Here is a 23,934-nt window from a genome sequence, read left to right as displayed (position 1 = left end):
CCATCATTTCCAGTTGAGTAGGCAACTGGATTATAAGCACCTTATCATTAACGAAGGGTTTGGGAGACAGGCACCTGTGTGCCGATATTGACCACCGGCCTCGGTTTGCGGATCCCGTTGAAGAGAAAAAGGGCAAGCGGACTGCGGCGTATCGCCTGATGCAGCAGATAGGCCGTAGTCGTGGTGGCGACGACGATGATGGCGAATTCCAGGATCGGCGGCAGCGAGATCAGGATGAAGAGGGTGCCGAAGGCATAAATCAGCGGGTGGTGAAACAGGTAGATGGTGAAGGAAGCGTCGGTCATTCTCCTGGCAAGCCGGCTTGGCCGGTCGAAAAAGCGGCAGGCGATGTCGATCAGCAGGCGGCTTGCCGCCACGGCGGCGATTGCGGAGACGAGTACCAGCAGGGCCGAGTTCGAAAAAGGATATTCCAACCGCAGCGTGACCGCTGCCGCGATCGCGGCAAACGCGATGACGCCCGTGAGGATGCCCGTCTGGCGGAAGCGGTGAAAAAGAGCCCGGTCTCGATGAAGCAAAGCCCCGATAAGGAAGAACGGTACGTAACGTGCGTAAGGGTCGGAGGCCGGTTCATAGAGAACGAGAAGGCTGTTCCCATTTTTGCCAGCAAGCAGGCCCGAACCGTAAACTGTCAGCTCCCATAAAACAGGGAAGGCGCAGAGCGCTGCGAAAAACGCGGCTGGATATTGACCCCGCATCCTGCCGAACCAGTCTCTTGCATAGGCGAGGGGCGGGCGCCCCGCCAGAAATAGCAGGCCGGCAAGCAGACCCGAATACGCGATAAGGGCGGGTAGGAACCATAGATGCATGATCCATTGCTCACCCGGAAGCAGCAAATCCGGCAGGTTCGCGAGCAGCCGGTCGGCGGGAATATCACCTTTGGCGATACCTGCCAGTTTCAGCAGGAAAAGCTGCGATGGCCCAAGCAGGAGCACGGCCACGATGAAAGGGACGCCAAGGCGAAGGAAGCGCTGTCTGAGCCATGGCATCTTGCCCTTCCTGCCGATGACCATGGTGGAAAAATAGCCGGCCACCAGAAAAAACGAAGGCATGCGGAAGGTGACGAGCGCTGCCCCAAGCGCGGTCAGGACTGGGCTGGTCTCGAAATCCTTGATGTCCCAGGGCAAAGCATAGCTGTAGAGCAGGGAGGCGTGATAGGGTATGCCGAGCAGCATGAGGAGTGCCCGCAACGGGTCCCAATAATGCTCATAGTCTGATTTGCCCGGTTGCATTTTCCCCTCGCGTGACGAACGCGATCCCGCCTGATCCGTAACGATCAACACGACTATTGGTGGAAAACGCTAATAAACCCTTCATGCACCCGACGGCGTGGGCGGGGCCTTTTTCTTGGGCATGAGGTCAAGCACCAGTGCGCAGCCCAGAATGATGATGCCGGCACCGAACAGCTGGGGAAGCGACAGCGGTTCGTCGAGCACCAAGGCGCCAACAAGCACCGCCACAACGGTGACGGCAAATTCCACGCTGATCGCCTTCGTTGCGCCGATCGAGGAGACCAGCTTGAAATAGGTGATGTAGGTCAGGCCGCTCATGACGACCGCCTGTATCAGAAGATAACCGTAATCGACGAGATCGGGCGTTCCGGGCAAGGGCACCGCGAAAAGAAGCGGCAGGGTCATCAGGCCGCCTGTCAGGAAAGAACCGATGGTTATTTCCCAGGATCCAACCCCCTTGAGGCGCAGGCTCGCAAAATTGCTGCCATAGGCGGCACAGATGCAGGCGGCGACAGCGGCAGCACAGCCAATGACAAAGCCGGATGTGACAGGAACAGCGGGAAAACCAACGAGCAAGACGATGCCGGCAAAGCCGATGACGAGACCGGCAATACCCTGCCGCGTCAGGCGTTCCAGACCCCAAATCTGCGAGATTAGCATTGAAAAAAGCGGAATGGTCGCCACCAATATGGCTGCCATCGCAGTGCCGATCTGAGGCGTCGCGTAGGACAGGCCGATCAGTTGCCCGGCGACCGTCGTTGCGCCGACGATTGCGAAAGCGCGCCAGCTTGCGGAGAATGCAAGCTTCCGGCGTGCCGCACACGCAATGAGAAAGAGTGCTACAGCGGTTATGAGCGAGCGAAGCGTGACTGCGCCGATCCAGCCGAAGGCTGCGACGACATGTAGAAGCAGCAGGAAAGACACGCCCCACGTAATCGCGAGAAAAATATAGGCGGCAAGATCGCGAGGGGCCATGAAAGCAGTTTCCGCAGGATGATCCGGCTCCCATATGGAAAGTGCCGATACCAGTCAACACCCCGACCAGCAGCAATGATCCTGCCTAAACAAAATCGCCCGTAACGCAGGTTACGGGCGATCGATTGCTGGCATAAAGCCCTGGCCTTTTACGCCTGTTCGTAAACGCCGTGGCAGTGCTTGTACTTCTTGCCCGAGCCGCAGGGGCACATTTCGTTGCGGCCGATACGGCCCCAGGTGGCGGGGTTGTTCGGGTCGCGGTCCTCGGCCGGTACGAAAGCGACCGGCACGCCCTGCGCCATCTCATCTTCCCCGGTGACGGGGTCGAGGTGATGCGCGGTCATTTCCGGCAGCTCCGGCTGCTGCGGTTCCTGCTGCACCAGTTCCACGCGCATCAGCTGCGCGGTGACGGCTTCACGCAGGTTGGTAAGCAGCGACTGGAACAGCTCGAAGGCTTCCGCCTTGTATTCCTGCAATGGATCGCGCTGGGCGTAACCGCGGAAACCGACGACGGAACGAAGGTGATCGAGGTTGACGATGTGTTCGCGCCACAGGTGGTCGATTGTCTGAAGCACGACCGAGCGCTCGACATAGGTCATGATCTCTGGGCCGAAACGTTCCGCACGTTCAGCGGCGTATTTGTCCGCGGCCTCGGTAACGCGCTGAAGAATGTCGTCCTCGGCGATGCCCTCTTCCTTCGCCCATTCCTCCACCGGCAGGTCGAGGTTCAGGAACTGGGCGATACCGGCCTTGAGGCCGGCGATATCCCACTGTTCGGCATAGGCATTTTCAGGAATATGCTTGGTGACGAGCGCTTCGATCACTTCGTGGCGCATGTCGGCTGCGGTTTCACCGATATTGTCGGATTCCATCAGCTCGAGGCGCTGCTCGAAGATGACCTTGCGCTGATCGTTCAGCACGTCGTCATATTTCAGCAGGTTCTTGCGGGTCTCGAAGTTACGGGCTTCGACCTTCTTCTGGGCACGTTCCAGCGCCTTGTTGATCCACGGATGGACGATGGCCTCGCCGTCCTTCAGGCCGAGCTTCTGCAACATGCTGTCCATGCGCTCGGAACCGAAGATGCGCATCAGGTCGTCCTGAAGCGACAGATAGAATTTCGAGCGGCCGGGGTCGCCCTGACGGCCGGAACGGCCACGCAGCTGGTTGTCGATACGGCGGCTTTCGTGTCGCTCGGTCGCGATGACGTAGAGACCGCCGGCGGCAAGCGCCTTTTCCTTGAGAACCTTGATCTCTGCGCGGATGGCCGCTTCCTTCGCATCACGCTCCGGACCCGGCTCCATGCCTTCCAGTTCGCGCTCCAGACGCATCTCGACGTTGCCGCCGAGCTGGATGTCGGTACCACGACCGGCCATGTTGGTGGCGATGGTGACCGCACCGGGAACACCGGCCTGCGAAACGATATAGGCTTCCTGCTCGTGGTAACGGGCGTTCAGAACCTGGAAATCGGTAAAGCCGGACTGGCGCAGCATGTGGGCCAGAAGCTCGGATTTCTCGATGGAGGTCGTGCCGACGAGAACCGGCTGACCACGATCATGCGCCGCCTTGATCTCGGCGATGATGGCAAGGAACTTCTCTTCGCCGGTACGATAAACCTCGTCGTCCTCGTCGATACGCTGGATCGGCAGGTTGGTCGGCACCTCGATGACGTCGAGACCGTAGATGTTGCCGAACTCTTCCGCTTCCGTCGATGCCGTACCGGTCATGCCCGCAAGCTTTGCATACATGCGGAAGTAGTTCTGGAAGGTGACGGAAGACAGCGTCTGGTTTTCCGGCTGGATCTGCACCTTTTCCTTGGCTTCCAGCGCCTGGTGCTGGCCTTCGGAATAACGGCGGCCCGGCATCATGCGGCCGGTGAATTCGTCGATGATGACGATCTCGTCGTTGCGGACGATGTAGTCCTTGTCGCGGGTGAAGAGCTTGTGGGCCTTCAGCGCATTGTTGATGTGGTGAACGATGGCGACGTTTTCGATGTCGTAAAGCGATTCGCCCTTGAGCAGGCCCGCCTGCCGCAGCAGGTTTTCGAGCTTCTCGGTGCCGTCTTCGGAGAAGTTGGCCGAACGCTGCTTCTCATCGATTTCGTAGTCTTCCGGCGACAGCAGCGGAATGAAGGCGTCGATGGTGTTATAGAGATCGGAGCGGTCGTCCAGCGGGCCGGAGATGATAAGCGGCGTGCGCGCCTCATCGACCAGAATGCTGTCCACTTCGTCGACGATTGCGTAGTTGTGGCCGCGCTGCACCATCTGGGCGCGATCATATTTCATGTTGTCGCGCAGATAATCGAAGCCAAGCTCGTTATTCGTGGCGTAGGTGATGTCGCAGCCATAGGCCTCGCGGCGCTGGTCGTCATCTAGCCCGTGCACGATAACACCGGTCGTCAGACCGAGGAAACGGTAGAGCTTACTCATCGTGGCCGCGTCGCGCTGGGCGAGGTAGTCGTTGACGGTAACGACATGCACGCCCTTGCCAGCCAGCGCATTGAGGTAGACCGCAAGGGTCGCCACCAGCGTCTTGCCTTCACCGGTCTTCATTTCGGCGATGGCGCCCTGGTGCAGGATCATGGCACCGGTCAGCTGCACATCAAAGGGTCGCATGTGTAGAACACGGCGCGACGCCTCGCGGGCGACGGCAAAAGCCGGGATCAGCAGATCGTCCAGCGATTTGCCGTCCGCAAGCTGCTGGCGGAACTCCGCCGTCTTTGCCGCCAGCGCGTCGTCGGAAAGAGCCTTGGTGGCTTCCTCCAGCGCATTGATGGCTGCGATCTTGCTTTTATAGGAGCGGACGCGGCGTTCATTTGCCGAACCGAACAATTTGCGGGCTATTCCGCCGAGGCTGACCATCTTACTGGCCCTTTCTGAAATTCCGTTTTCGCAGGCGGTTTTTTCCATCACGCCGATTTCGGCAACAAATGACGGACTTCGCCCTTCAACGTATCTGGACGCGAGGTTGCGTGACAGATAAGAGGGGGGGCAAATGATGTCAACGGTTCTGCCCGTTACAGAATGGCCACAATCCGGTGTTTGGAAGTTTTTTCAGAGCCGGAAACCATGTCTGGAGCCGGCATTGTCCCCGAAAGGTTCAAAATGTTGCGCTATAATAAAATTGCGGCTGCGGTGATTGTGGCCACGCTCGGCCTCCAGTTTCCTGCCTTTGCACAGGAAGACAAGGTTGTCGCCAAGGTTGGCGATCTGGAAATCCACCAGTCCGAACTCGACCTTGCCATGGGCAATCTCGATCCGCAGCTCGCACAGCTTCCCGACGAGCAGAAGAAGGTCGCAGCCCTTTCCGGCGCGATCGACGTCAAGCTTCTCGTGAAGAATGCCAGCGCCGAAGGTCTGGAAAAGACCGAAGACTTCAAGAAGCGCATGGAGTTCATTCAGGACCGTGAGCTGCACAACGCCTATTTCCGCAAGCATGTGGTTGATGCTGTCACCAATGAAGAGGTGAAGGCGCGCTACGACAAGGAAGTCGCAGCCTTGCCGAAGGAAGAAGAAATCAAGGCAGCTCATATTCTGGTTGCAAGCGAAGACGAAGCCAAGGACGTCATCAAGCAGCTTGATGCGGGCAAGGATTTCGCAGCGCTTGCCAAGGAAAAGTCGACCGACTCCAACAAGGATGATGGCGGCGATCTCGGCTGGTTCGGTAAGGGCCGCATGGTTCCGGAATTCGAAGAGGCCGCTTTCGGTCTCGAAAAGGGCGCCTACACCAAGACGCCTGTCAAGACGCAGTTCGGCTTCCACGTCATCAAGCTGGAAGACAAGCGCATCGCACCGCCACCGGCTTTCGAGCAGGTCGAGCCGCAGGTTCGTCAGCTTGTCATGCGTGACAAGTACGTTGCCCTCATCGAGAAGGCAAAGGCTGACCAGAAGATCGAAATCATGGATGAGACGCTGAAGAAGGGCTACGACGAAGCCACGAAGGAACAGCAGGCACAGCCGCAGCAGTAATAAAACCATGTTACGGGGCGGCCACAGGCCGCCCCGCTTCATCTCAGGCACTTTCAAATCTTCCCCGTTTCCAGAATCTCAGGCGCTTTCCCATGTCCGTTGCCGTTTCCCCGCTCGCTCCGAAATCCTATCCCGACATGCCCGCACTGCGTGGTGTTCGCATGGCGACGGCTGCCGCCGGCATCAAGTACAAGAACCGGACCGACGTTCTGTTGATGGTGTTCGACAAGCCGGCAAGCGTGGCTGGCGTTTTCACGAAATCGAAATGCCCCTCGGCCCCCGTTGATTTCTGCCGCGCCAATCTCGGCGGCGGCGTGGCGCGCGCCGTGGTGGTCAATTCCGGTAACGCAAACGCCTTTACCGGCGTCAAAGGCAAGGCCGCGACCGAGTTGACGGCGAAATCCGCAGCCGCTGCCGTCGGCTGCTCTGAAAATGAAGTGTTTCTGGCATCGACCGGCGTAATCGGCGAACCGCTTGATGCCACCAAGTTCGCCGGGGTTCTGGGCGACATGCAGGGCATGGCTGAAGCCGATTTCTGGCAGGAAGCCGCCAAGGCAATCATGACGACCGACACTTATCCCAAGGTCGCGACCCGCACCGCTGAAATCGGCGGTGTCGTGGTCACCATCAACGGTATCGCCAAAGGTGCCGGCATGATCGCGCCCGATATGGCGACGATGCTTTCTTTCGTGGTGACGGATGCCGATATTGATCCGGCCGCGCTGCAATCGCTGCTTTCCGCCGGTGTCGGCCCGACCTTCAATTCCGTGACTGTTGACAGCGACACCTCCACCTCCGATACGCTGATGTTGTTTGCGACAGGTGCGGCGGCTGAGGACGGTCAGGTCAAGGTGACGCGCGCCGATGACGAGCGGCTTTCCTCCTTCCGCGCCGCCTTGAACGATCTCCTGAAAGATCTGGCCCTGCAGGTGGTTCGCGATGGCGAAGGCGCACGCAAGATGGTCGAAGTCACCGTTACCGGCGCGGAAAACGATGTCGCTGCCAAGAAGATCGCCCTTTCGATTGCCAACTCACCGCTGGTGAAGACTGCGGTTGCCGGCGAAGATGCCAATTGGGGTCGCGTCGTGATGGCTGTGGGCAAATCCGGTGAAATGGCCGACCGTGATCGCCTTGCAATCTGGTTCGGCGGCGTACGCGTTGCCGTCAATGGCGAACGCGATCCGGATTATTCGGAAGCGGAGACCACCGCCGTGATGCGGCTGGAAGACATTCCGGTGAAGGTTGACATCGGTCTCGGTGAGGGCAAGGCCACCGTATGGACGTGCGACCTGACCAAGGAATATGTTGCGATCAACGGCGACTACCGGAGCTGACCGTTGGAGCCGAAGAGAATGCAGGACAATAAAATCGTCAATCTGCCGCTGGTTCGCCGTCTGGAAGCAGTCAGCTTTCGGGCATGGCCGGCCTCGTCGGTGATTTATGACGGTAGCTGGCAAATCCGCCTGACGGGGTCGCATCCATCAAAACGCATCAATTGCGTGGTGCCGCTCGATCCTTCCGATTATGGAAACTGCGCGGTGCGGCTGGAAAAGGCGCGCAAGCGCTTCGAGGATTTCGGCCGTCCGCTGGTGGTGCGCGAAACGACGCTGATGCCGCCGCAGCTCAAGGATTTTCTGGTAAAGGACGGCTGGTCCATGGTTGAGGAGGTCAAGGTCATGACGGCCGATCTCGCTGGCATGGAACTGCCGGAAACGCTGGTCAGCCTGCCGAGCCACGATATTGGCCGTTTTGTCGAGGCGAGCATCAAGGTCAGCGATGGCGACCCGACCCTGCGCCCGGCGATCGCTGAAATCCTCAGTTCGATCAAGCCGACCCTTGGCCTGTTCATCAACGAAGAAGCAGGGGGCAGCGCACTTGCCACCGTTATCTGCGTGCAGGATAACGATCTTGCCGGCATTCTTTCCCTCGATGTCGAGAAGTCGCAGCGGAAAAAGGGCCTCGGCACGCAGCTGCTGGCGTCAGCACTGCGCTGGGCCCGCATCAGCGGCGCCAAAAGCGCCTGGTTGCAGGTCGTCTCCACAAATGCGCCCGCGATTGCACTTTATGAAAAATTCGGCTTCACCGAGGCCTATTCCTATCGCTACTGGCGCAAGGCTGGTGAAGAATGAGCGAAGCGGGCAAAAAAATCCTGCTGGTTGCCGCCTGCGCCCTTCTCGATCAGGACGGCCGTATTCTTCTGGCGCAACGACCTGAGGGCAAGTCGCTTGCCGGCCTGTGGGAATTTCCAGGCGGCAAGGTGGAACAAGGCGAAACACCGGAGGAGACCCTTGTCCGCGAGCTGGACGAGGAGCTGGGTATCAAGACCAAGATAGCCTGCCTTGCGCCGCTGACGTTCGCCAGCCATACCTACGAGACTTTTCACCTGCTGATGCCGCTTTACGTGTGCCGTCGTTATGAAGGCATGGCCCATGGGCGCGAAGGACAGGCAATTAAATGGGTAAAGCCGCAGGCTCTGCGTGATTATCCGATGCCGCCGGCCGACGAGCCGCTCATCCCCTTCCTTCAGGATTTGATTTAAAGCGACCTACCTGGCGGGTTCCATCCCCTCGCGCAGCCTGTTGAAAACATCCCGTAACTCCGCTTTACCGTGCCAAAACGAGGCTGTGTTAACAGATCGTTCAGCACCCTCTGGCAGATTGTTAAGCTAAAGAAGCGGTAAACTGCGCGTATGAGGTTGGCTATGAACGAGGATTTCTGGAAGACGGTGGAAGGTCGTCAGTCTTACTCCAACAAATCCCGTCGCACCGGCGTTCTTAATGTCGCGCTGCTTTTCGGGACGGCTGTGATTGCTCTTTCCTTGATAGTCACCCCCATGCTTGCCGGAAAATCATCAACGCGCGTCGCGCAGTTCTCCGACAATTACGACATGATAAGCACCGGCTCCATCAAGAAGACCGATGCCGGCAAGACCTATTCCATCCGCCGCAGCATAACCCAGCCGATGCCCGAGATGCCCTGTGTCGTGACGGGCTATAGCAGCGAGAGCGGTTGCTGATCGTTTACCATCATCGGTAACGGATTCCTCATGCCCGTGGCATAGTATAAATTCGATTTTAGCAATATATAATGCCGGTTAGCGTAATCACCGGATGGCGGATGGAGAATATCCCGTGCTGCATTGTTTTATTCGTTTCTTTAAAGACGAAAACGGCGCGACCGCAGTCGAATACGGCCTGATCGTCGGCGTTATTTCCGCCACCATCATCGGTGGCGGAGCCACCATCGGCAGCAACATCAATGCTGTATTCCAGTTCCTCGCCGATACTTTTGCCAACATCTGAGGCCTGCGCTACGCCTATCAGGAAAGCTTGACTTCGGTCGTCTTCAAGGCATCGGCAAGGCGCATTTTGGCGGAACCAGGTTTCAGCGGTTTCTGCTGGCTCTCGTGCGGTGCCCAGCCTGAGACATAGATGATGGAAAACGTGGCTCTGATCCGCCCGTCCGGATCGGAATAACGTTCGGCGTAAAGCTCCGCTGCCCGCAGGAAAAAAGCGCGATTGAGCGGTTTTCTGCTGCGGCTTGCCAGCGGATTGGCCATGCCCATGGCGCGCAGATCGCGCATCAGCGGAAAAATCGAGTCGTAACGCACCGTATAAGTTTCCGCGTCGGTGACGGGAAGCGCAAAACCGGCACGCTGCAACAGTGCGCCAACATCGCGCACATCGGCAAAGGGAATGACGCGCGGGCTGGCGCCGCCGGTCAACTCGGCTTCTGCCGTCAACAGCACGTCGCGCAGTTCCTGCAATGTGCCGCTGCCGGGAATGGCTCCGAGAAACAGCCCGTCCGGCTTTAACGCCCGCCTTATCTGGATCAACGCACCGGGGGTGTCGTTGGTGAGGTGGAGGGCAAGCGGGGAAACAATGAGATTGGCGGAGGCTTCTTCGAGCGGCAGATGCTCCATGGAGGCCACCTGCGGCAGATTCCCATCCGTCGCAAAGGAGGTATCCGTCTCGATACGGCGGATGGATTCCACCTTGCCCGTCTCAGTCACACGCCGGGCGGTGATGCCCGTCCCGCCGTGCAGTTCGATTGCGGTCTCGAAACGGCGCTCGACGATGGCGAGCCTGTCGGCAAACTCGTCGGCGGCCATGTCGAGAAGAAACAGGGCCTTGTCGTCACGCCGGTTCCACGCCCGGCGGCGATTTTGTTCGATCAGGGCCTGGTCAAAGAGAATATCCATCGTCGTGCCTGCTCGGCCTGTAGCGCCTTTGGGATCGGCGGGCCGCATCGTTGCTGTCATGCCGCTTCGGGCATTGTTTTTCCGGTCAGAGGCCGAAACATATCTCTCTCGCAAAGGCACCCGTTCGGCGCTAAAGTCAACCTCATGGGCGCTGGTGAAGATTTGTTTTCGGGATTGCTGTCGAAGTCCGCGACGGTGTCGATGGCGGCACGCAGCGTGTTGCACTCGGCCTTCCGCATGGTCTATCCTCCCACTTGCGCAGGGTGTTCCCGCATGACCGGCGGCGAGGGTGCCCTGTGTGCGGATTGCTGGCGGGATGTGGCCTTTATCGATCGGCCTTTTTGCGAGGTTCTGGGTATCCCCTTCGCCCGGGATCACGGCGCGGGTATTGTGAGCGCACAAGCCATCGCCGACCCACCGCCTTTCGACCGTTTGCGTGCTGTTGCCAGCCATGAGGGAACCGCGCGTAAACTCGTACACCGGCTGAAATATCAGGACCGGACCGATCTTGCGCGTTTCATGGCGCTGTGGATGCTGCGGGCAAGCGACGGAACGGTTGATAGCTGCGACTGTATCTTGCCGGTTCCGCTGCATCGCCACCGCTTCTGGCGTCGCCGTTTCAACCAGTCCGCTGAGCTCGCACGGCATCTGGCCAAGGCCACCGGCAAACCGCTGCTTGCCGGCACGCTGTTGCGCGTGAAGCCGACCGAGCGGCAGGTGGGGCTTTCAGCGCTTGCCCGGCAGGACAATGTGCGGGGTGCTTTTGCAATAGCGCCCGGCCGAAAAACCGATGTTTATGGCAAGCGAGTGGTGCTGGTGGATGATGTTTATACCACTGGTGCGACGGTGGGCGCGGCAAGTCGCGTCTTGCGGAAGGCGGGTGCTACGGATGTGACCGTTTTGACCTTTGCAATGGCCATTTCCGGTCCTATATGAAGCCTGAATGAAACGAGGATATCGTGCGTTTCAGCACACGTTTGCGAGGCTTCGAAATACATGGCACCGGTAACGATCTATACACGGGATTTTTGTGGTTATTGCGCGCGCGCCAAGGCGTTGCTGGACAGCAAGGGCGTCGATTACGCCGAATATAACGCGACGACGACGCCGGAGTACCGGCAGGAAATGATCGAGAAATCCGGCGGAACGACCTTCCCGCAAATCTTCATCAACGGCCAGCATATCGGCGGTTGCGACGATCTACATGCACTGGAGCGTGCTGGCAAACTCGACGTTATGCTTGCCGCTTAATCGGCTCGATTTTCGATACGGAGGACGTGATGATTTTCAAGGCTGCCGCCATTCAGATGCGCTCGGGTGTCGATACGGTGAAAAATGCCGCCGATATGGAGCGCCTGGTACGTGTTGCTGCGGCTGCGGGCGCTGTCTATGTTCAGACGCCGGAAATGACCGGCGCTCTCCAGAAGGACAGGCAGGCGCTTCGCGCCCAGCTGCGTGACGACGATGGCGATATCATCGTTGCGACCGCCGCGCGGCTGGCACGCGAACTCGGCATCCATGTCCATGTCGGCTCGACAGCGATTGCCCGCCCGGATGGCAAGATTGCCAATCGCGGTTTTCTGTTTGCGCCTGACGGTTCGCGTATCTGCAGCTATGACAAGATCCATATGTTCGATGTCGATCTCGACAATGGCGAAAGCTGGCGCGAAAGTGCGGCTTACGAACCCGGCGCTGTCGCTCGCGTTGCTGAGCTGCCACTGGGGAAATTCGGCTTTGCGATCTGCTACGATGTGCGCTTCCCGCAGCTTTTCCGGGCGGAGGCACTCGCCGGCGCCGAGGTTCTGACGGTTCCGGCCGCCTTCACCCGCCAGACAGGGGAAGCCCACTGGGAAATTCTGCTGCGTGCCCGCGCCATTGAAAACGGCGCTTTCGTCATTGCCGCCGCACAGGCCGGCCTGCATGAGGACGGGCGGGTCACGTTCGGCCATTCCATCATCATCGACCCCTGGGGCAAGGTGCTGGCAATGGCCGGTGGCGCCGGGGAAGAGATCATTTTCGCAGAGATCGACACGTCTCTCGTGGCTGCCGCGCGCGGGAAAATCCCCAATCTGCGCAATGCCCGCGAGTTCGGACTGGACACGGTTATTCCTGCTGGAGGTGAGGCGGCGTGATCCGTTATGCGTTGGCCTGTGAAAAGGGCCATGAGTTCGAAGGCTGGTTTTCCGGAAGCGACGATTTCGACAATCAGTTGCAGCGCGGCTTCCTGTCCTGCCCGATGTGCAATTCCCCGCAGGTTTCCAAACTTCTGATGGCGCCTTCGGTCTCCACCGCCCGCAAAAAAGACGAACGCCAGACGCTCGCCATGGACGCGGCCAGAAAAGAGGCGCTCGCAAAAATCCGCGAAGCGGTCGCCAATATCCGCGCGAATGCGGAAGATGTCGGCGATAAATTTCCCGAAGAAGCCCGCAAGATCCATTATGGCGAGGCCGACGAACGCGGCATCATCGGCCACGCGTCTGCCCAGGACGCGAAGGCCCTGATTGACGAGGGCATCGAGATTGCACCGTTGCCGGTGCTGCCCGATGATGTGAATTGAGTTTGCCTACGATTTTGATGACGTCCACCACTTAGGGCGACGTCATCCGTCGTTCATGACCGGCGAATTGGGTGCGCTGGCTTTATGCGGGTCTTTTCGCCAGCATCATGTAGTTGACTTCCATGTCCGGCGAGAGGTTCCAGCGGTCCTGCAATACGTTGTAGAAGACGCCGGTACGGTGGACGATATCCATGCCGCTGGCCACCAGCGGCCGTTCAAGCTCATCCGGGCGAACCAGCTTCTCATATTGGTGGGTGCCGCGCGGCAGCCAGCGCAATACGTTTTCGGCGGCGAAGATCGCGAGCGCGCGGGCTTTCAGCGTGCGGTTGATGGTGGCGGCGAACATCAGCCCGCCGGGGCGCACCATTTTCGCGCAGGTGGTGACGAAGAGATCGACATTGGCCACATGCTCGACCACTTCCATGTTGAGGACGACGTCGAAGGTTTCGCCCGCCTCCAGCAACTGTTCGGCGGTCACGGCGCGGTAGTCGACGCTGACACCGCTTTCACGGGCGTGGGTGGAGGCGATGCCGATATTCTTTTCTGAAGGGTCGGCGCCCACCACGTCCGCGCCCATGCGCGCCACGGGTTCGGAAAGCAGGCCGCCGCCGCAGCCGATATCCAGCACACGCAGCCCTTCAAGCGGGCGGTGCGCCTTCGGGTCGCGGCCGAAATTATCGCAGATGCGGTTGCGGATATATTCAAGCCGCACCGGGTTGAATTTGTGCAGCGGCCGGAACTTGCCCGTCGGGCTCCACCATTCCGCAGCCATCGCGGAGAAGCGATCCACTTCGCTCTGGTCGACGGTCGTCTGTGCGGTTTCGCTCATGGTTATGCTCCATATTGCTGTTGCATTGAAGTCGGATGATTGATCCCCGAAGTCAAGACCGGCGGCACATTCCGTCGGCAAATTCCCGGGTGCTTCATTGCCGCAGGTGGAACTGAAACGGGTTGCAATTTGTTTCATGCTGCGTTCATGGAACACGGCGTATTTTCCAGTCATGGCAGTATGTGGAACGCATGCTCGTCCATCGAAATCGATGGACGCCGACAAGGGCAAAGCGGGCTTTTGCTTGAGGAGAAGTAAGTGAAGAAAAAACTGTTTGGCGCAATTGCGCTGGTGGCCATGCTCGCCGCGCCGGCCCTTGCCGAAGCTGCGACTCGCGGCTTTGCCACCGCGAATGTGAATATGCGCTCCGGTCCGAGCACAGCCTATCCGGCCGTGGTCGTGATCCCGGTCGGCGCACCATTGACGGTACATGGCTGCCTGTCCGATACGCCGTGGTGCGACGTCTCTTTCGTCAGCGGTCGTGGTTGGGTCGCCGGTCGTTACATCCAGACGACGTTCAGGCAGAACCGGGTCTACGTTGAGCCGCGTTATTACCGCGATCTCGGCGTTCCCGTGATCACCTTCGAAGCCGGTCGTTATTGGGACCGTTATTATCGTGACCGTGACTTCTACCGCGAGCGTGACCGCTGGCGTCGTCCGCCGCCATCAGGCGGTTACTGGAATGCTGCGCCTCCGCCGCCGCGCGGTGACTGGGAACGCCCGCGTCCGCGCGACGAATGGCGTGATGGCCGCCGGGATGAATGGCGCGATCCGCGTCAGGGCGGTGGACCGAATGATGGCCGCTGGGAGCGCCGTTACGGCGACTGGAACCAGGGTGACAGAAACCGGGGCGATGGAAACCAGGACAGGCCGCGTCGAGATGGTGACCGTCCTCGGTTCGAGGAAGAAAATCGCGACCGCAATCGCGATCGCCAACCAAATCAGGACGAAGGCCAGCGTCGTCCGGAGCGCCGCCAGTGGGATGATCCACGCCGCGCGCCCGCTTCGGAAAACTTTCAGGGCGGTTGCCGGGTCGGTGATCCCGGTTGCGATCCGCGATAAACAGACAAAGCCCGGCGAGATTTCGTCGGGCTTTTCATTTGCCGGTTCAGATTGTCACGAGAGTACTTTTATTTCGCGGTTGCGGCCTTGCGTGCGCGGGCCTTGGATTTTGCGGGGGCTTGTGCCTCCGGCTCCGCAGCAGCGGTCTTCGGCGCTGCTTTCTTGCGCTGGGCAGGCTTGGTCGCCTCCGACGTCTTCAGCAGCGAAAATTCATGCTTTGCCTGTTCCCAATGGTCCGCGTCACGGCCATGAGGATGGCCTTCCTTTTCCCAAAGTGTATAGGCCCGTTTGCTGATCCACTCTTGTTCCGAAACCTGCATGCTCGTCTCCCGTTGCTGTTGACAACGCCTTTGACAAGGCGACATTCCGCTTGGTCCGGCACACGCTCGACAGGAATCAATGCCGGCATTTCAAACTCCATTACATGCCATGATTTTCCGGGCGTCAAGCAAACATGCTGCATTGCGAAAGCGGATTTCAGGCATTTTACGCGGGTGAAAGCGGTTTGAGCGAAAGACGTTCCTGAAGGACAAGATCAACGTTGCGTGATCGCGCCCGGACCTCCAAGATGGGCTGGTGAACGGTAGCGGAGGAGGCGACCTTGGAAGTTGCAACGGAAGCGGAGACGCAGGTCGTCATCGAGAGACGGGTAGGGGCGGGCATCATCCACCTGAACCGTCCGAAAGCCATCAACAGCCTGACGCTGCCGATGGTTCGTGCCATGCTCCAGGCGCTTCACCGTTTCGAGGATGACCCTGACGTTTCCTGCGTGGTGCTGACAGGAGAAGGCGACAGGGGGCTGTGTGCGGGGGGTGACGTTCGCATCATTCACGATCTCGGCAAAGCGGGCGATCCGCAGGTGCTGGATTTCTGGCGCGAAGAGTTTCCGCTGAATTATCACATTGCCCGCTTTGGTAAACCTTATGTCGCGTTGATGGACGGCATCGTCATGGGTGGCGGCGTCGGCATTTCCGCCCATGCCAGCCACCGCATCGTCACCGAGCGGACGAAGCTTGCCATGCCGGAAACCGGTATCGGCTATTTCCCTGACGTCGGCGGTTCCTGGCTTTTGCCCAGAGCGCCGGGCGAATGCGGCACCTGGCTGGGGCTGACAGGCAATGCGGTCTCTGCTGCCGATGCGATCTATGCCGGTTTTGCCGATTATTTCGTCCCTTCTGCGCGCCTTACAGATTTGGTGCAGAATCTATCACAAGCGCTCGATCCTGATGGTGTCGAGGCGGTAATCGGAACTTATACCGTCGAAGCTGGTGAGGGGGGCCTGTCGGCACACCGTGAGATCATCGACGCGGCATTCCGTTTCGACACGGTCGAGGAGATTTTCGCAGCACTTTCGGAGCGTGACGATACGTTTTCGCGCGAGACTCTGGAAATTCTCAAAAAACGCTCCCCTACCAGTCTCAAACTAACCCTGAAGCTGCTGCGTCTGGGGCGGGAAAGCGCCAGCCTCATCGAATGCCTCGAACGGGAATTTGCCGCCGGCACGGAGATATTGCGGGGTCATGATTTTTATGAGGGCGTGCGTGCGGCCCTGGTCGACAAGGACCGCAATCCGCGCTGGCGACCGGCACAGCTGGAAGAGGTGCGTGAAGAAGACCTTCTGCCATATTTTACCAAACATTCCGGTAATCTCTTTCCCGAGCACCGCCTTTAGATTGCGCAACGCAAAAGAAATCCGGCTTGCGGAGATATATGAAATCATCACCTTTTGAATTGCTGTTGCTTGGGTGAAATTTCTAATACGCTTCTGCTTAACGCACGGCTGTTGCTCGCAGGCGTTGTCGCCCCCCGTTATGTTGACGACCATTCGATTTTCCGGGGGTATTCATGAAACGTCTTCTCATCGTCGGCACTGCCATTGCCGCTCTTTTTGCAGGTGCGGCGCAGGCGCAGTCTCCGACCACCATTCTCAACGCCTCCTACGATGTTGCCCGTGAGGTTTTCGCAGCCGAGAACGAGGCTTTCATCAAGCTGCATCCGGGTATCACGGTTGATCAGTCGCACGCCGGCACCTCCAAGCAGGCGCGTGCCATCGTTGAGGGTCTGGAAGCCGATGTCGTCACCTTCAACCAGGTAACGGATGTCGATTTTCTGGTGAAGCAGGGTTTCGTTTCCGCCGACTGGCAGAAGGATTTCGCAAACGACGCCTCGCCGTTCTATTCCTTCCCGTCTTTCCTCGTGCGTGCCGGTAATCCCAAGCACATCAAGGACTGGGACGATCTTGCCCGTGACGACGTGAAGGTGGTTTTCCCCAATCCGAAGACCTCGGGTAACGCCCGTTACACCTATCTCGCCGCCACGGCCTATGCCAAGGAGAAGTTCAACGGCGACGAGAAGAAGGTTCAGGAATTCGTCAAGAAAATCTTCGACAACACCCCTGTTTTCGACACCGGAGGCCGCGCCGCCACCACCACCTTCGTGGAACGTGAAATCGGCGACGTGCTGATCACCTTCGAAGCCGAGACCCGCGGCATTGCCAAGCAATATGGCGCCGACAAGGTTGAAGGCGTGGTGCCTTCCGTCAGCCTGCTCGCCGAATTCCCGGTCGCCGTGGTGGACAAGGTGGTCGACAAGCGCGGCTCGCGCGAGCTGGCGAAGAGCTACCTCGATTTCCTCTATACCGAAGAGGGCCAGGGCATTGCTGCCGAATTCGGCCATCGCGTTCACAACGAAAAGGTTGTCGGCGAGTTCAAGGACAAGTTCCCGGCCATTCGCCTCGTCAATGTCAATGACGTCTTCGGCGGCTGGAATAAAATCCAGAAAGAGCATTTTGCGTCCGGCGCGACGCTTGATACGCTCTACGGCAGCCGTTAATCACGACGATATGCAACAGGTAAAAGACCCGGCGGGAAACTGCCGGGTCGCTTTATGATGAATTGGGGGCGGGGTTTGAAGCGGAATGTTCTGCCGGGGCTTAAATTGTCCCTCGGCGTTACCCTCACTTACGTCGCCATCATCGTGCTTCTGCCGCTCTCGGCGCTGGTGTTCAAGGCGGCGAGCCTCGGGCCAGCCGAATATTGGGCCATTATCTCTTCGCCGCGCGCTGTTGCGAGCTATCGCGTCACGGTGCTCTGCGCTCTCGCCGCGACCTTGTTCAACGTCGTTTTCGGACTGGCGCTCGCCTGGGTGCTGACGCGTTACCGTTTCCCCGGCTGGCGCCTTGTCGATGCCATTGTCGATCTGCCTTTTGCGCTTCCCACCGCCGTTGCCGGCATTGCGCTGACGACGCTGTTTGCGGGTAACGGCTGGTTCGGCTCGGTGCTTGCGCAATTCGGCATCAAGGTTGCCTATACGCCGCTCGGCATCATGGTGGCGATGGCCTTTACCAGTCTACCCTTCATCGTGCGCACCGTGCAGCCGGTGCTCGAAGACCTCGATCCGGCATTGGAGGAGGCGGCGCAATCGCTCGGCGGTTCCGATCTAGAAATCTTCCGCAAGGTCATCCTGCCGCTTCTGACGCCAGCTCTGCTGGCCGGTCTCTCGCTCTCTTTCGCGCGCAGCCTCGGTGAGTTCGGCGCCATCATTTTCATTGCCGGCAACCAGCCGTTTTCAACGGAAATTACGGCACTGCTGATCTTCATCCGGCTGGAGGAATATGATTATCAGGCCGCCGCCGCCATCGCCTCCGTGCTGCTCATCGCGGCCTTCGTCATGTTGGCGGTGACCAATTACCTGCAGGCGCGTGCGCTTCGTTATACGGTGAGGAGCTGAGACATGAGCGCCATTTCCTCGCATCGCAAGCCACCGCGCGTCGGTGACGCGCCCTGGGTTCGCCGTAGCCTGATCGCTTTTGTGCTCGTCATCGGCGCGTTCCTGGTTGTCGCTCCTCTGACCATCATCGGGGTCGAGGCTTTTTCGCAGGGGTGGAAGGTCTATTCAGCGACCATCACCCACCCCGATACCCGCCACGCCATCATGCTGACGGTGCTGACGGCGCTGATTGCGGTGCCGATCAACACGGCCTTCGGCGTCGCAGCCGCATGGGCGATCACTAAATTCGATTTTCCCGGCCGGCGCTTCCTGCTGGTGCTGATCGAGATACCCTTCTCCATCTCGCCGATCGTCGCCGGTGTCGCCTATCTCTTCGTTTATGGGCTGCAGGGGCTGTTTGGGCCGTTCCTCGATGCGCACAATATCAAGATACTCTTTGCACTACCCGGCATCGTCATCGCGTCGATGTTCGTCACGGCACCCTTCGTGGCGCGCGAGCTGATCCCATTGATGCAGGCGCAGGGCCGCGATCTGGAGGAGGCGGCCACCTCGCTTGGCGCATCCGGCTGGCGCACCTTCTTTTCGGTGACGCTACCGAATATCAAATGGGCACTGCTCTACGGCGTCGTTCTGTGCAACGCCCGCGTCATGGGTGAATTTGGCGCGGTGTCGGTCGTGTCAGGCAATATTCGCGGCCAGACCAACACGCTGCCGCTGCATATCGAGCTGCTTTATCACGATTACCAGACGGCGGGCGCCTTTGCGTCGGCCTCCATCCTCGCTCTGCTCGCTGTCATCACCATCATCGCCAAGGTGGCGCTGGAACGGCGCGGCGCCGGGCGCGGGGCCAAGAAGACCAGCGGCGGTGCCGCCATCGCCACGGAGACCTGATTCCCATGAAAATCCGCCTCGAAAATGTGGTGAAGACTTTCGATACCTTCCGCGCGGTGCGCGATGTTTCGCTCGATATTGAAAGTGGCGAGCTTCTGGCGCTGCTCGGCCCCTCCGGTTCAGGCAAGACGACGATCCTGCGCATGGTCGCCGGTCTCGAATATAGCGATGGCGGCCGCATCTTTTTTGGAGACGAAGACGCCACCAATATTCCGGTGCGCGATCGCGGCGTCGGTTTCGTGTTCCAGCACTACGCACTTTTTCCGCATATGACGCTGCATGAAAACATCGCGTTCGGCATGAAGGTGTCGAAGGTGAAGCGCGACAAGGCCGCGATCGATGCGCGGGTCAGGGAACTGTTGAACTTGGTCAAGCTTGACGGTCTGGGCGACCGGTTCCCGGCGCAGATTTCCGGTGGGCAGCGGCAGCGTGTGGCGCTGGCCCGTGCGCTTTCGGTCGATCCCAAAGTGCTTCTACTGGATGAGCCCTTCGGCGCGCTGGATGCCAATGTGCGCCGCGACCTGCGCCGCTGGCTGCGTGAAATTCACGGCGCGCTGGGCATTACCACGATTTTCGTGACGCATGATCAGGAAGAGGCACTGGATCTCGCTGACCGCGTCGTCATCCTCAATCAGGGCGAGATCGTGCAACAGGGCACGCCGAAGGAAGTCTGCCGCCAGCCGAACAGCGCCTTCGTCATGCGCTTTCTCGGCGATGCCAACCGTGTGTCCGGCGTGGCGCGCGGCGGAAAGGTCTATGTCGGTGACAACGAACTGCCTTTCTCCTACGGTCAGGCAGATGGCGCCGTCGAGATCTATGCCCGTCCCTCCGACCTGGAATGGGAAGATCTGCACGAGGGCATTCCAGCCTCGGTTTCGCGGGTTCTCGACCGGGCAGGCGAGCGGCGGGTGATCGCCAGCACAGATGGCGGCGATCTCCTGGAATTCGACGTGCCGCCGGAAAATGATGTCGCGGCAGGCGATCGCGGTTCCGTCATCATCCGCCGTGCGAAGATTTTCCCGGCGGCTTGAGGGACGCTCTCGCCAGCTTCATATCAGCAGTTCGAAAGAGGCCTCGGCCGCCAGCCTGCCGTTGACCATCAGGTCAACCTTGTGAACACCCGCATAGTGCTTGCGGGTGGTGAAATCACGCATGGCGCGGCTTATCGAGAGCGCGCATGTTTCGCCCGGCTGCAACTCGATTTCTTTCCACTTGAAGACTTTCGCGGAGGCGTCACCGCTCTTTTTCACGTAATGCACGGCATAATCGATCACCAGCTTCTGCGGGCTTTCTGCCGTCGAGGTGAAAGAAGCTGAAATCCGCACCGGATTACCGAGAGCGACCCTTTCAGGAGAAACCTGAAACGCCGAGAGTGCGATCTGAGCCTCCTTATGGGCACCGAAATGGGCGAGCGCGGCAGCGTCACCTTTCTTGACCAGAGTGCGCAAGGCCTGCCGCACGATCCAGCGTGTATGCGGGTTTTCCTTCGGCCATGTGTCGATGAGCGCCAGCACGAAAGCGGGATTGTCCTTGGTGATGTCGTTCAGATGATTGGCGACGGATTTGCGCACGTAAAGCGCCTCGTCAGCTTTCATGGCATCAAGGATCGCGGTGACCGGTGAGGGATCATCGATCAGGGCTTTGAGCTGGAACGACCAAGGCAGGCGCGGCCGGCAGCCTTCGCTCGCCAGCCTCCGCACATGCTCGTTGTCATGTTGCGACCATGTTTCCATCACGGCAAGTGTTCGGGCCAGATCCCTTTGCAGGAAATGGCGGATGGCAAATTCCGAGGAGCCGAAACGGGTGAAATATTGCAGCGCCTGCATGGAAAGATCGAAATCGTCGAGACCGTAAAGCGCCACATATTCTGGCAGCGAAATGGATGCGAAACCGTTGCCTATTCCGGGTGCTGCGGCTGTCAGAATTTCGATGTTGCGGGCATAGTCGCCGGGAAGCGTGGCGTGCAGGCTGGTCGCCACCTGCCGCATGCGCTGCATGATGCCCAGCGCTTCGAGATTTGTCGTGGCAAGCGCCATGAAGGCGGGAACATCGAAAGGCGCATGAACGGCTTTGGTCTGATCGGCGATGTGTCGCAGTTTTTCGTGGTTGAAGATTTCCTTCAACGCGGGTGCCGCTGTCTCGCTCATAGTACCTCTCTAAGTTCACTTTTTGTTCTTTTAGGGCATGATGAGGACGGAGGCAAGGGAGGTGGTACTACCGAAGAAAAGACATAGCAGATCTTGCTTCTTCACAGATTGACGAAGGTCTTTCACTCCGTCATTCCGGGCTTGACCCGGCATCCGGCCACTGGGCGCCTGCGCGGTGAATAGTCTTTTGCGGTCAATGACTTGATCGCGCTGGACCCCGGATCTAGTCCGGGGTGACGACGCGTGGAGATTCCGAGTTCGCCAAATTCAGGTTCAGGGCGGATATTGTCATCCGCCCTGAGCTTGCATCCAAAGCTTCAGCTCATCTGGCTGACGAATTTCGTCTCCAGATAGGCCTGAACCGCCTCCGAACCGCCCTCCGTGCCATAACCGGAATCCTTGACGCCGCCGAAGGGGACTTCGGGAAGCGCAAGGCCGTTGTGGTTGATGGTCAGCATGCCCGCCTCGACCTGGTGGCCGAGCGCATGCGCTGTCTTGACCGAGCTGGTAAAGGCGTAGGAGGCAAGGCCGAAAGGCAGGCGGTTCGCTTCGTTGATGGCATCATCGAATGTCGAGAAGCGGTTGATGATGGCGACGGGACCGAAGGGCTCGTCGTTCATGATCTTGGCTGTCACGGGCACGTTGGCGAGCACCGTGGGCTCGAAGAAGTTGCCCTTGTTGCCGATGCGGCGGCCACCGGTCTTCAGTTCCGCGCCATGGGAAACGGCGTCGTTGATCAGGCCTTCCAGCGCTGGGATGCGGCGCTCATTGGCGAGCGGCCCCATGACGACACCTTCTTCCAGGCCGTTGCCGACCTTGATCGCCTTCGTGGCTTCCACGAAACCTTCAAGGAAGCGATCCGCCACACCGTCCTGCACGAGGAAGCGGGTGGGAGCGACGCAGACCTGACCGGCATTGCGGAACTTGGCAAGCGAGGTCACCTCGATCGCTTTTTCGATATCGGCATCGTCAAAGATCATCACTGGCGCATGACCGCCGAGTTCCATCGTGGCGCGCTTCATGTGCTTGCCGGCAAGGGCTGCCAGATGTTTGCCGATCGGCGTGGAGCCGGTGAAGGAAATCTTGCGGATGACCGGATGCGGGATCAGATATTCCGAAATCTCGGATGGCACGCCGTAAACGAGACCGATGACACCCGCCGGCACGCCCGCATCCACAAACGCTCGGATCAGTTCCGCCGGCGATGCCGGTGTTTCTTCCGGGGCCTTGACGATGATGGAGCAGCCCGTGGCAAGGGCAGCCGAAAGCTTGCGGACGATCTGGTTGATCGGGAAGTTCCATGGCGTAAACGCCGCGACGGGACCAACCGGCAGCTTGATGGCAAGCTGGGAAACGCCGGTTGCACGCGCCGGAATGACCTGGCCGTAGGTGCGACGTGCTTCTTCGGCGAACCAGTCGATGGTATCGGCGGCGCCCATGATTTCGGTTGCCGATTGCGACAGCGGCTTGCCCTGCTCGCGGGTCATTATATAGGCGATCTTGTCCTTGCGCTCGCGCAGGATATCGGCTGCCCTGCGCATGATCTTGGAACGCTCGAATGGCGAGGTGTCGCGCCAGACCTTGAAGCCACGCTCGGCGGCGGCAAGCGCGAGATCTAGGTCCGCCTTTTCGGCATGGGCGATCGCGCCGATGATTTCGTCGGTCGCAGGGTCGGATACGGCGATCGTCTTGCCGGAAACGGCGTCTCGCCATTCGCCATCAATGAGAAGTTTGATGTCGGGATAGGTGTGCATAGGGACTACCTTCATGATGTGGCCGATACGGCAGGGTGCCGTCCAGCCCGGAGACGTGAACAGAATTTTCCTGACCGGACTATATCCGGTATCGCCGCTTGCGCTGCGCGGAACGGGCGTCTGGGCATTTCCGGCAAGAGGAAGCTGAAAATGCCGGAAACGGAAATGACAGCTCTTATATTAAGTTGCGTACGGTATGTTTCAACCGTTCGCTCTGGCAATCGCCATGATTTTTCTGTGATGCGAAACTTGTCTCTCGGCTTTCCTGCCTGACAGGCAGGCGGATGCCGAACGCGCATTGGTCTTGTCCGATACGCGCGAATCATGTGTTGCTGTTGTTAAGCAATCACGCATATGCCGCAATTTGGCCTTTGTCGCACCAGACGGATTGATACGAAGACGTAACTTGTAGTGTTGCTTGCGTCATAACAGGGCGTGAAGTGTAAAAAAGTACAATAAGACGGAAAAATTATCCAAACGGTTTACTCAAAACCTAGAGAAAATACGGATAAAATCTCACTAAGGATATAACATTCATTCCTGATATATATTGCGAGCGTCGGTTCCCTTGACC

At 59.1% G+C, this 23,934-nt stretch carries 24 protein-coding genes; 16 read left to right on the top strand and 8 right to left on the bottom strand.

The window, feature by feature from the left end; all coding sequences use genetic code 11:
- Positions 1–47: 47 nt before the first annotated feature.
- From G6L97_RS17095 to secA, 3 genes are all read right to left on the bottom strand, one after another.
- A complete protein-coding gene (locus G6L97_RS17095) occupies positions 48–1,250 on the bottom strand; it encodes an acyltransferase family protein (protein WP_076845507.1) in 1,203 nt (400 codons plus the stop codon).
- Positions 1,251–1,331: 81 nt separating this feature from the next.
- The gene (locus tag G6L97_RS17090; RefSeq protein WP_076845508.1) at positions 1,332–2,225 is read right to left on the bottom strand and encodes a DMT family transporter; all 894 of its coding nucleotides are present in this window, start codon (positions 2,223–2,225) and stop codon (positions 1,332–1,334) included.
- Positions 2,226–2,374: 149 nt separating this feature from the next.
- Positions 2,375–5,083: a preprotein translocase subunit SecA gene (gene secA / locus G6L97_RS17085; protein WP_038495808.1), complete on the bottom strand. Its 2,709-nt coding sequence runs from the start codon at positions 5,081–5,083 to the stop codon at positions 2,375–2,377.
- A 243-nt stretch (positions 5,084–5,326) separates the two neighbouring features.
- On the opposite strand from secA, the gene G6L97_RS17080 reads away from it, so the two are divergent.
- The 6 genes from G6L97_RS17080 (at position 5,327) to G6L97_RS17055 (ending at position 9,492) form a co-directional block, all read left to right on the top strand.
- Positions 5,327–6,190, top strand: a complete 864-nt coding sequence (locus tag G6L97_RS17080; protein ID WP_013761725.1) for a peptidylprolyl isomerase — start codon at positions 5,327–5,329, stop codon at positions 6,188–6,190.
- Between the two features lie 92 nt (positions 6,191–6,282).
- Complete coding sequence (gene argJ, locus G6L97_RS17075; protein ID WP_003511237.1) at positions 6,283–7,524, top strand: bifunctional glutamate N-acetyltransferase/amino-acid acetyltransferase ArgJ; 1,242 nt, start codon at positions 6,283–6,285, stop codon at positions 7,522–7,524.
- An 18-nt stretch (positions 7,525–7,542) separates the two neighbouring features.
- Positions 7,543–8,319 (top strand): GNAT family N-acetyltransferase, encoded by a 777-nt coding sequence (locus tag G6L97_RS17070; protein ID WP_013761724.1) that lies wholly within the window; start codon positions 7,543–7,545, stop codon positions 8,317–8,319.
- Positions 8,316–8,729, top strand: a complete 414-nt coding sequence (gene mutT, locus G6L97_RS17065; RefSeq protein ID WP_065704347.1) for an 8-oxo-dGTP diphosphatase MutT — start codon at positions 8,316–8,318, stop codon at positions 8,727–8,729. Before G6L97_RS17070 ends, mutT begins: the two co-directional genes overlap by 4 nt.
- A gap of 162 nt (positions 8,730–8,891) precedes the next feature.
- The gene (locus tag G6L97_RS17060; protein ID WP_003511234.1) at positions 8,892–9,206 is read left to right on the top strand and encodes a hypothetical protein; all 315 of its coding nucleotides are present in this window, start codon (positions 8,892–8,894) and stop codon (positions 9,204–9,206) included.
- Positions 9,207–9,300: 94 nt separating this feature from the next.
- Complete coding sequence (locus G6L97_RS17055; protein WP_153793397.1) at positions 9,301–9,492, top strand: Flp family type IVb pilin; 192 nt, start codon at positions 9,301–9,303, stop codon at positions 9,490–9,492.
- A 17-nt stretch (positions 9,493–9,509) separates the two neighbouring features.
- On the opposite strand, the gene G6L97_RS17050 is transcribed toward G6L97_RS17055, so the two are convergent.
- On the bottom strand, positions 9,510–10,391 hold the full coding sequence (locus tag G6L97_RS17050) for a methyltransferase domain-containing protein (RefSeq protein ID WP_065704534.1): 882 nt from the start codon (positions 10,389–10,391) through the stop codon (positions 9,510–9,512).
- 201 nt (positions 10,392–10,592) lie between these two features.
- On the opposite strand from G6L97_RS17050, the gene G6L97_RS17045 reads away from it, so the two are divergent.
- From G6L97_RS17045 to G6L97_RS17030, 4 genes are read left to right on the top strand one after another with little or no spacing between them, the layout of a single operon-like run.
- Entirely contained in the window at positions 10,593–11,327 is a 735-nt protein-coding gene (locus G6L97_RS17045) for a ComF family protein (protein ID WP_376909369.1), read from the top strand.
- Positions 11,328–11,387: 60 nt separating this feature from the next.
- Positions 11,388–11,642 (top strand): glutaredoxin 3, encoded by a 255-nt coding sequence (gene grxC / locus G6L97_RS17040; protein WP_003511229.1) that lies wholly within the window; start codon positions 11,388–11,390, stop codon positions 11,640–11,642.
- A 29-nt stretch (positions 11,643–11,671) separates the two neighbouring features.
- On the top strand, positions 11,672–12,523 hold the full coding sequence (locus G6L97_RS17035; protein WP_003511228.1) for a carbon-nitrogen hydrolase family protein: 852 nt from the start codon (positions 11,672–11,674) through the stop codon (positions 12,521–12,523).
- Positions 12,520–12,948, top strand: coding sequence for a DUF1178 family protein (locus tag G6L97_RS17030; protein WP_065704342.1), 429 nt, complete (start codon positions 12,520–12,522; stop codon positions 12,946–12,948). Before G6L97_RS17035 ends, G6L97_RS17030 begins: the two co-directional genes overlap by 4 nt.
- Positions 12,949–13,030: 82 nt before the next feature.
- Here G6L97_RS17030 and ubiG read toward each other — a convergent pair whose 3' ends face one another.
- A complete protein-coding gene (gene ubiG / locus G6L97_RS17025; RefSeq protein WP_026330704.1) occupies positions 13,031–13,777 on the bottom strand; it encodes a bifunctional 2-polyprenyl-6-hydroxyphenol methylase/3-demethylubiquinol 3-O-methyltransferase UbiG in 747 nt (248 codons plus the stop codon).
- Positions 13,778–14,035: 258 nt separating this feature from the next.
- Here ubiG and G6L97_RS17020 point away from each other — a divergent pair, with 258 nt between their 5' ends.
- Positions 14,036–14,839: an SH3 domain-containing protein gene (locus G6L97_RS17020; RefSeq protein ID WP_003511225.1), complete on the top strand. Its 804-nt coding sequence runs from the start codon at positions 14,036–14,038 to the stop codon at positions 14,837–14,839.
- A 68-nt stretch (positions 14,840–14,907) separates the two neighbouring features.
- Here the strand turns inward: G6L97_RS17020 and G6L97_RS17015 are convergent, their stop codons facing one another.
- Positions 14,908–15,159, bottom strand: a complete 252-nt coding sequence (locus tag G6L97_RS17015) for a DUF2934 domain-containing protein (protein WP_065704340.1) — start codon at positions 15,157–15,159, stop codon at positions 14,908–14,910.
- A 281-nt stretch (positions 15,160–15,440) separates the two neighbouring features.
- Here G6L97_RS17015 and G6L97_RS17010 point away from each other — a divergent pair, with 281 nt between their 5' ends.
- The 5 genes from G6L97_RS17010 (at position 15,441) to G6L97_RS16990 (ending at position 20,490) form a co-directional block, all read left to right on the top strand.
- Positions 15,441–16,511, top strand: coding sequence for an enoyl-CoA hydratase/isomerase family protein (locus G6L97_RS17010; protein WP_065704338.1), 1,071 nt, complete (start codon positions 15,441–15,443; stop codon positions 16,509–16,511).
- A 173-nt stretch (positions 16,512–16,684) separates the two neighbouring features.
- A complete protein-coding gene (cysP, locus tag G6L97_RS17005) occupies positions 16,685–17,671 on the top strand; it encodes a thiosulfate ABC transporter substrate-binding protein CysP (protein WP_174003473.1) in 987 nt (328 codons plus the stop codon).
- A gap of 54 nt (positions 17,672–17,725) precedes the next feature.
- Entirely contained in the window at positions 17,726–18,568 is an 843-nt protein-coding gene (gene cysT, locus G6L97_RS17000) for a sulfate ABC transporter permease subunit CysT (protein ID WP_083211639.1), read from the top strand.
- A gap of 3 nt (positions 18,569–18,571) precedes the next feature.
- Positions 18,572–19,459 (top strand): sulfate ABC transporter permease subunit CysW, encoded by an 888-nt coding sequence (gene cysW / locus G6L97_RS16995; protein ID WP_065704334.1) that lies wholly within the window; start codon positions 18,572–18,574, stop codon positions 19,457–19,459.
- Between the two features lie 5 nt (positions 19,460–19,464).
- A complete protein-coding gene (locus G6L97_RS16990; RefSeq protein ID WP_003511215.1) occupies positions 19,465–20,490 on the top strand; it encodes a sulfate/molybdate ABC transporter ATP-binding protein in 1,026 nt (341 codons plus the stop codon).
- Positions 20,491–20,508: 18 nt separating this feature from the next.
- Here G6L97_RS16990 and G6L97_RS16985 read toward each other — a convergent pair whose 3' ends face one another.
- Positions 20,509–21,606 carry a DNA alkylation repair protein gene (locus G6L97_RS16985; protein ID WP_065704332.1) on the bottom strand — a complete coding sequence of 366 codons (1,098 nt, stop codon included), beginning with the start codon at positions 21,604–21,606 and terminating at the stop codon, positions 20,509–20,511.
- 317 nt (positions 21,607–21,923) lie between these two features.
- The gene (locus G6L97_RS16980) at positions 21,924–23,360 is read right to left on the bottom strand and encodes an NAD-dependent succinate-semialdehyde dehydrogenase (RefSeq protein ID WP_003511213.1); all 1,437 of its coding nucleotides are present in this window, start codon (positions 23,358–23,360) and stop codon (positions 21,924–21,926) included.
- Between the last annotated feature and the right edge of the window lie 574 nt (positions 23,361–23,934).

This window comes from Agrobacterium tumefaciens (assembly GCF_013318015.2).
Classification (GTDB): Bacteria; Pseudomonadota; Alphaproteobacteria; order Rhizobiales; family Rhizobiaceae; genus Agrobacterium; species Agrobacterium tumefaciens.
Note: the sequence above shows the minus strand (reverse complement) of the source record. Positions and strands in the feature narration are given on the sequence as shown.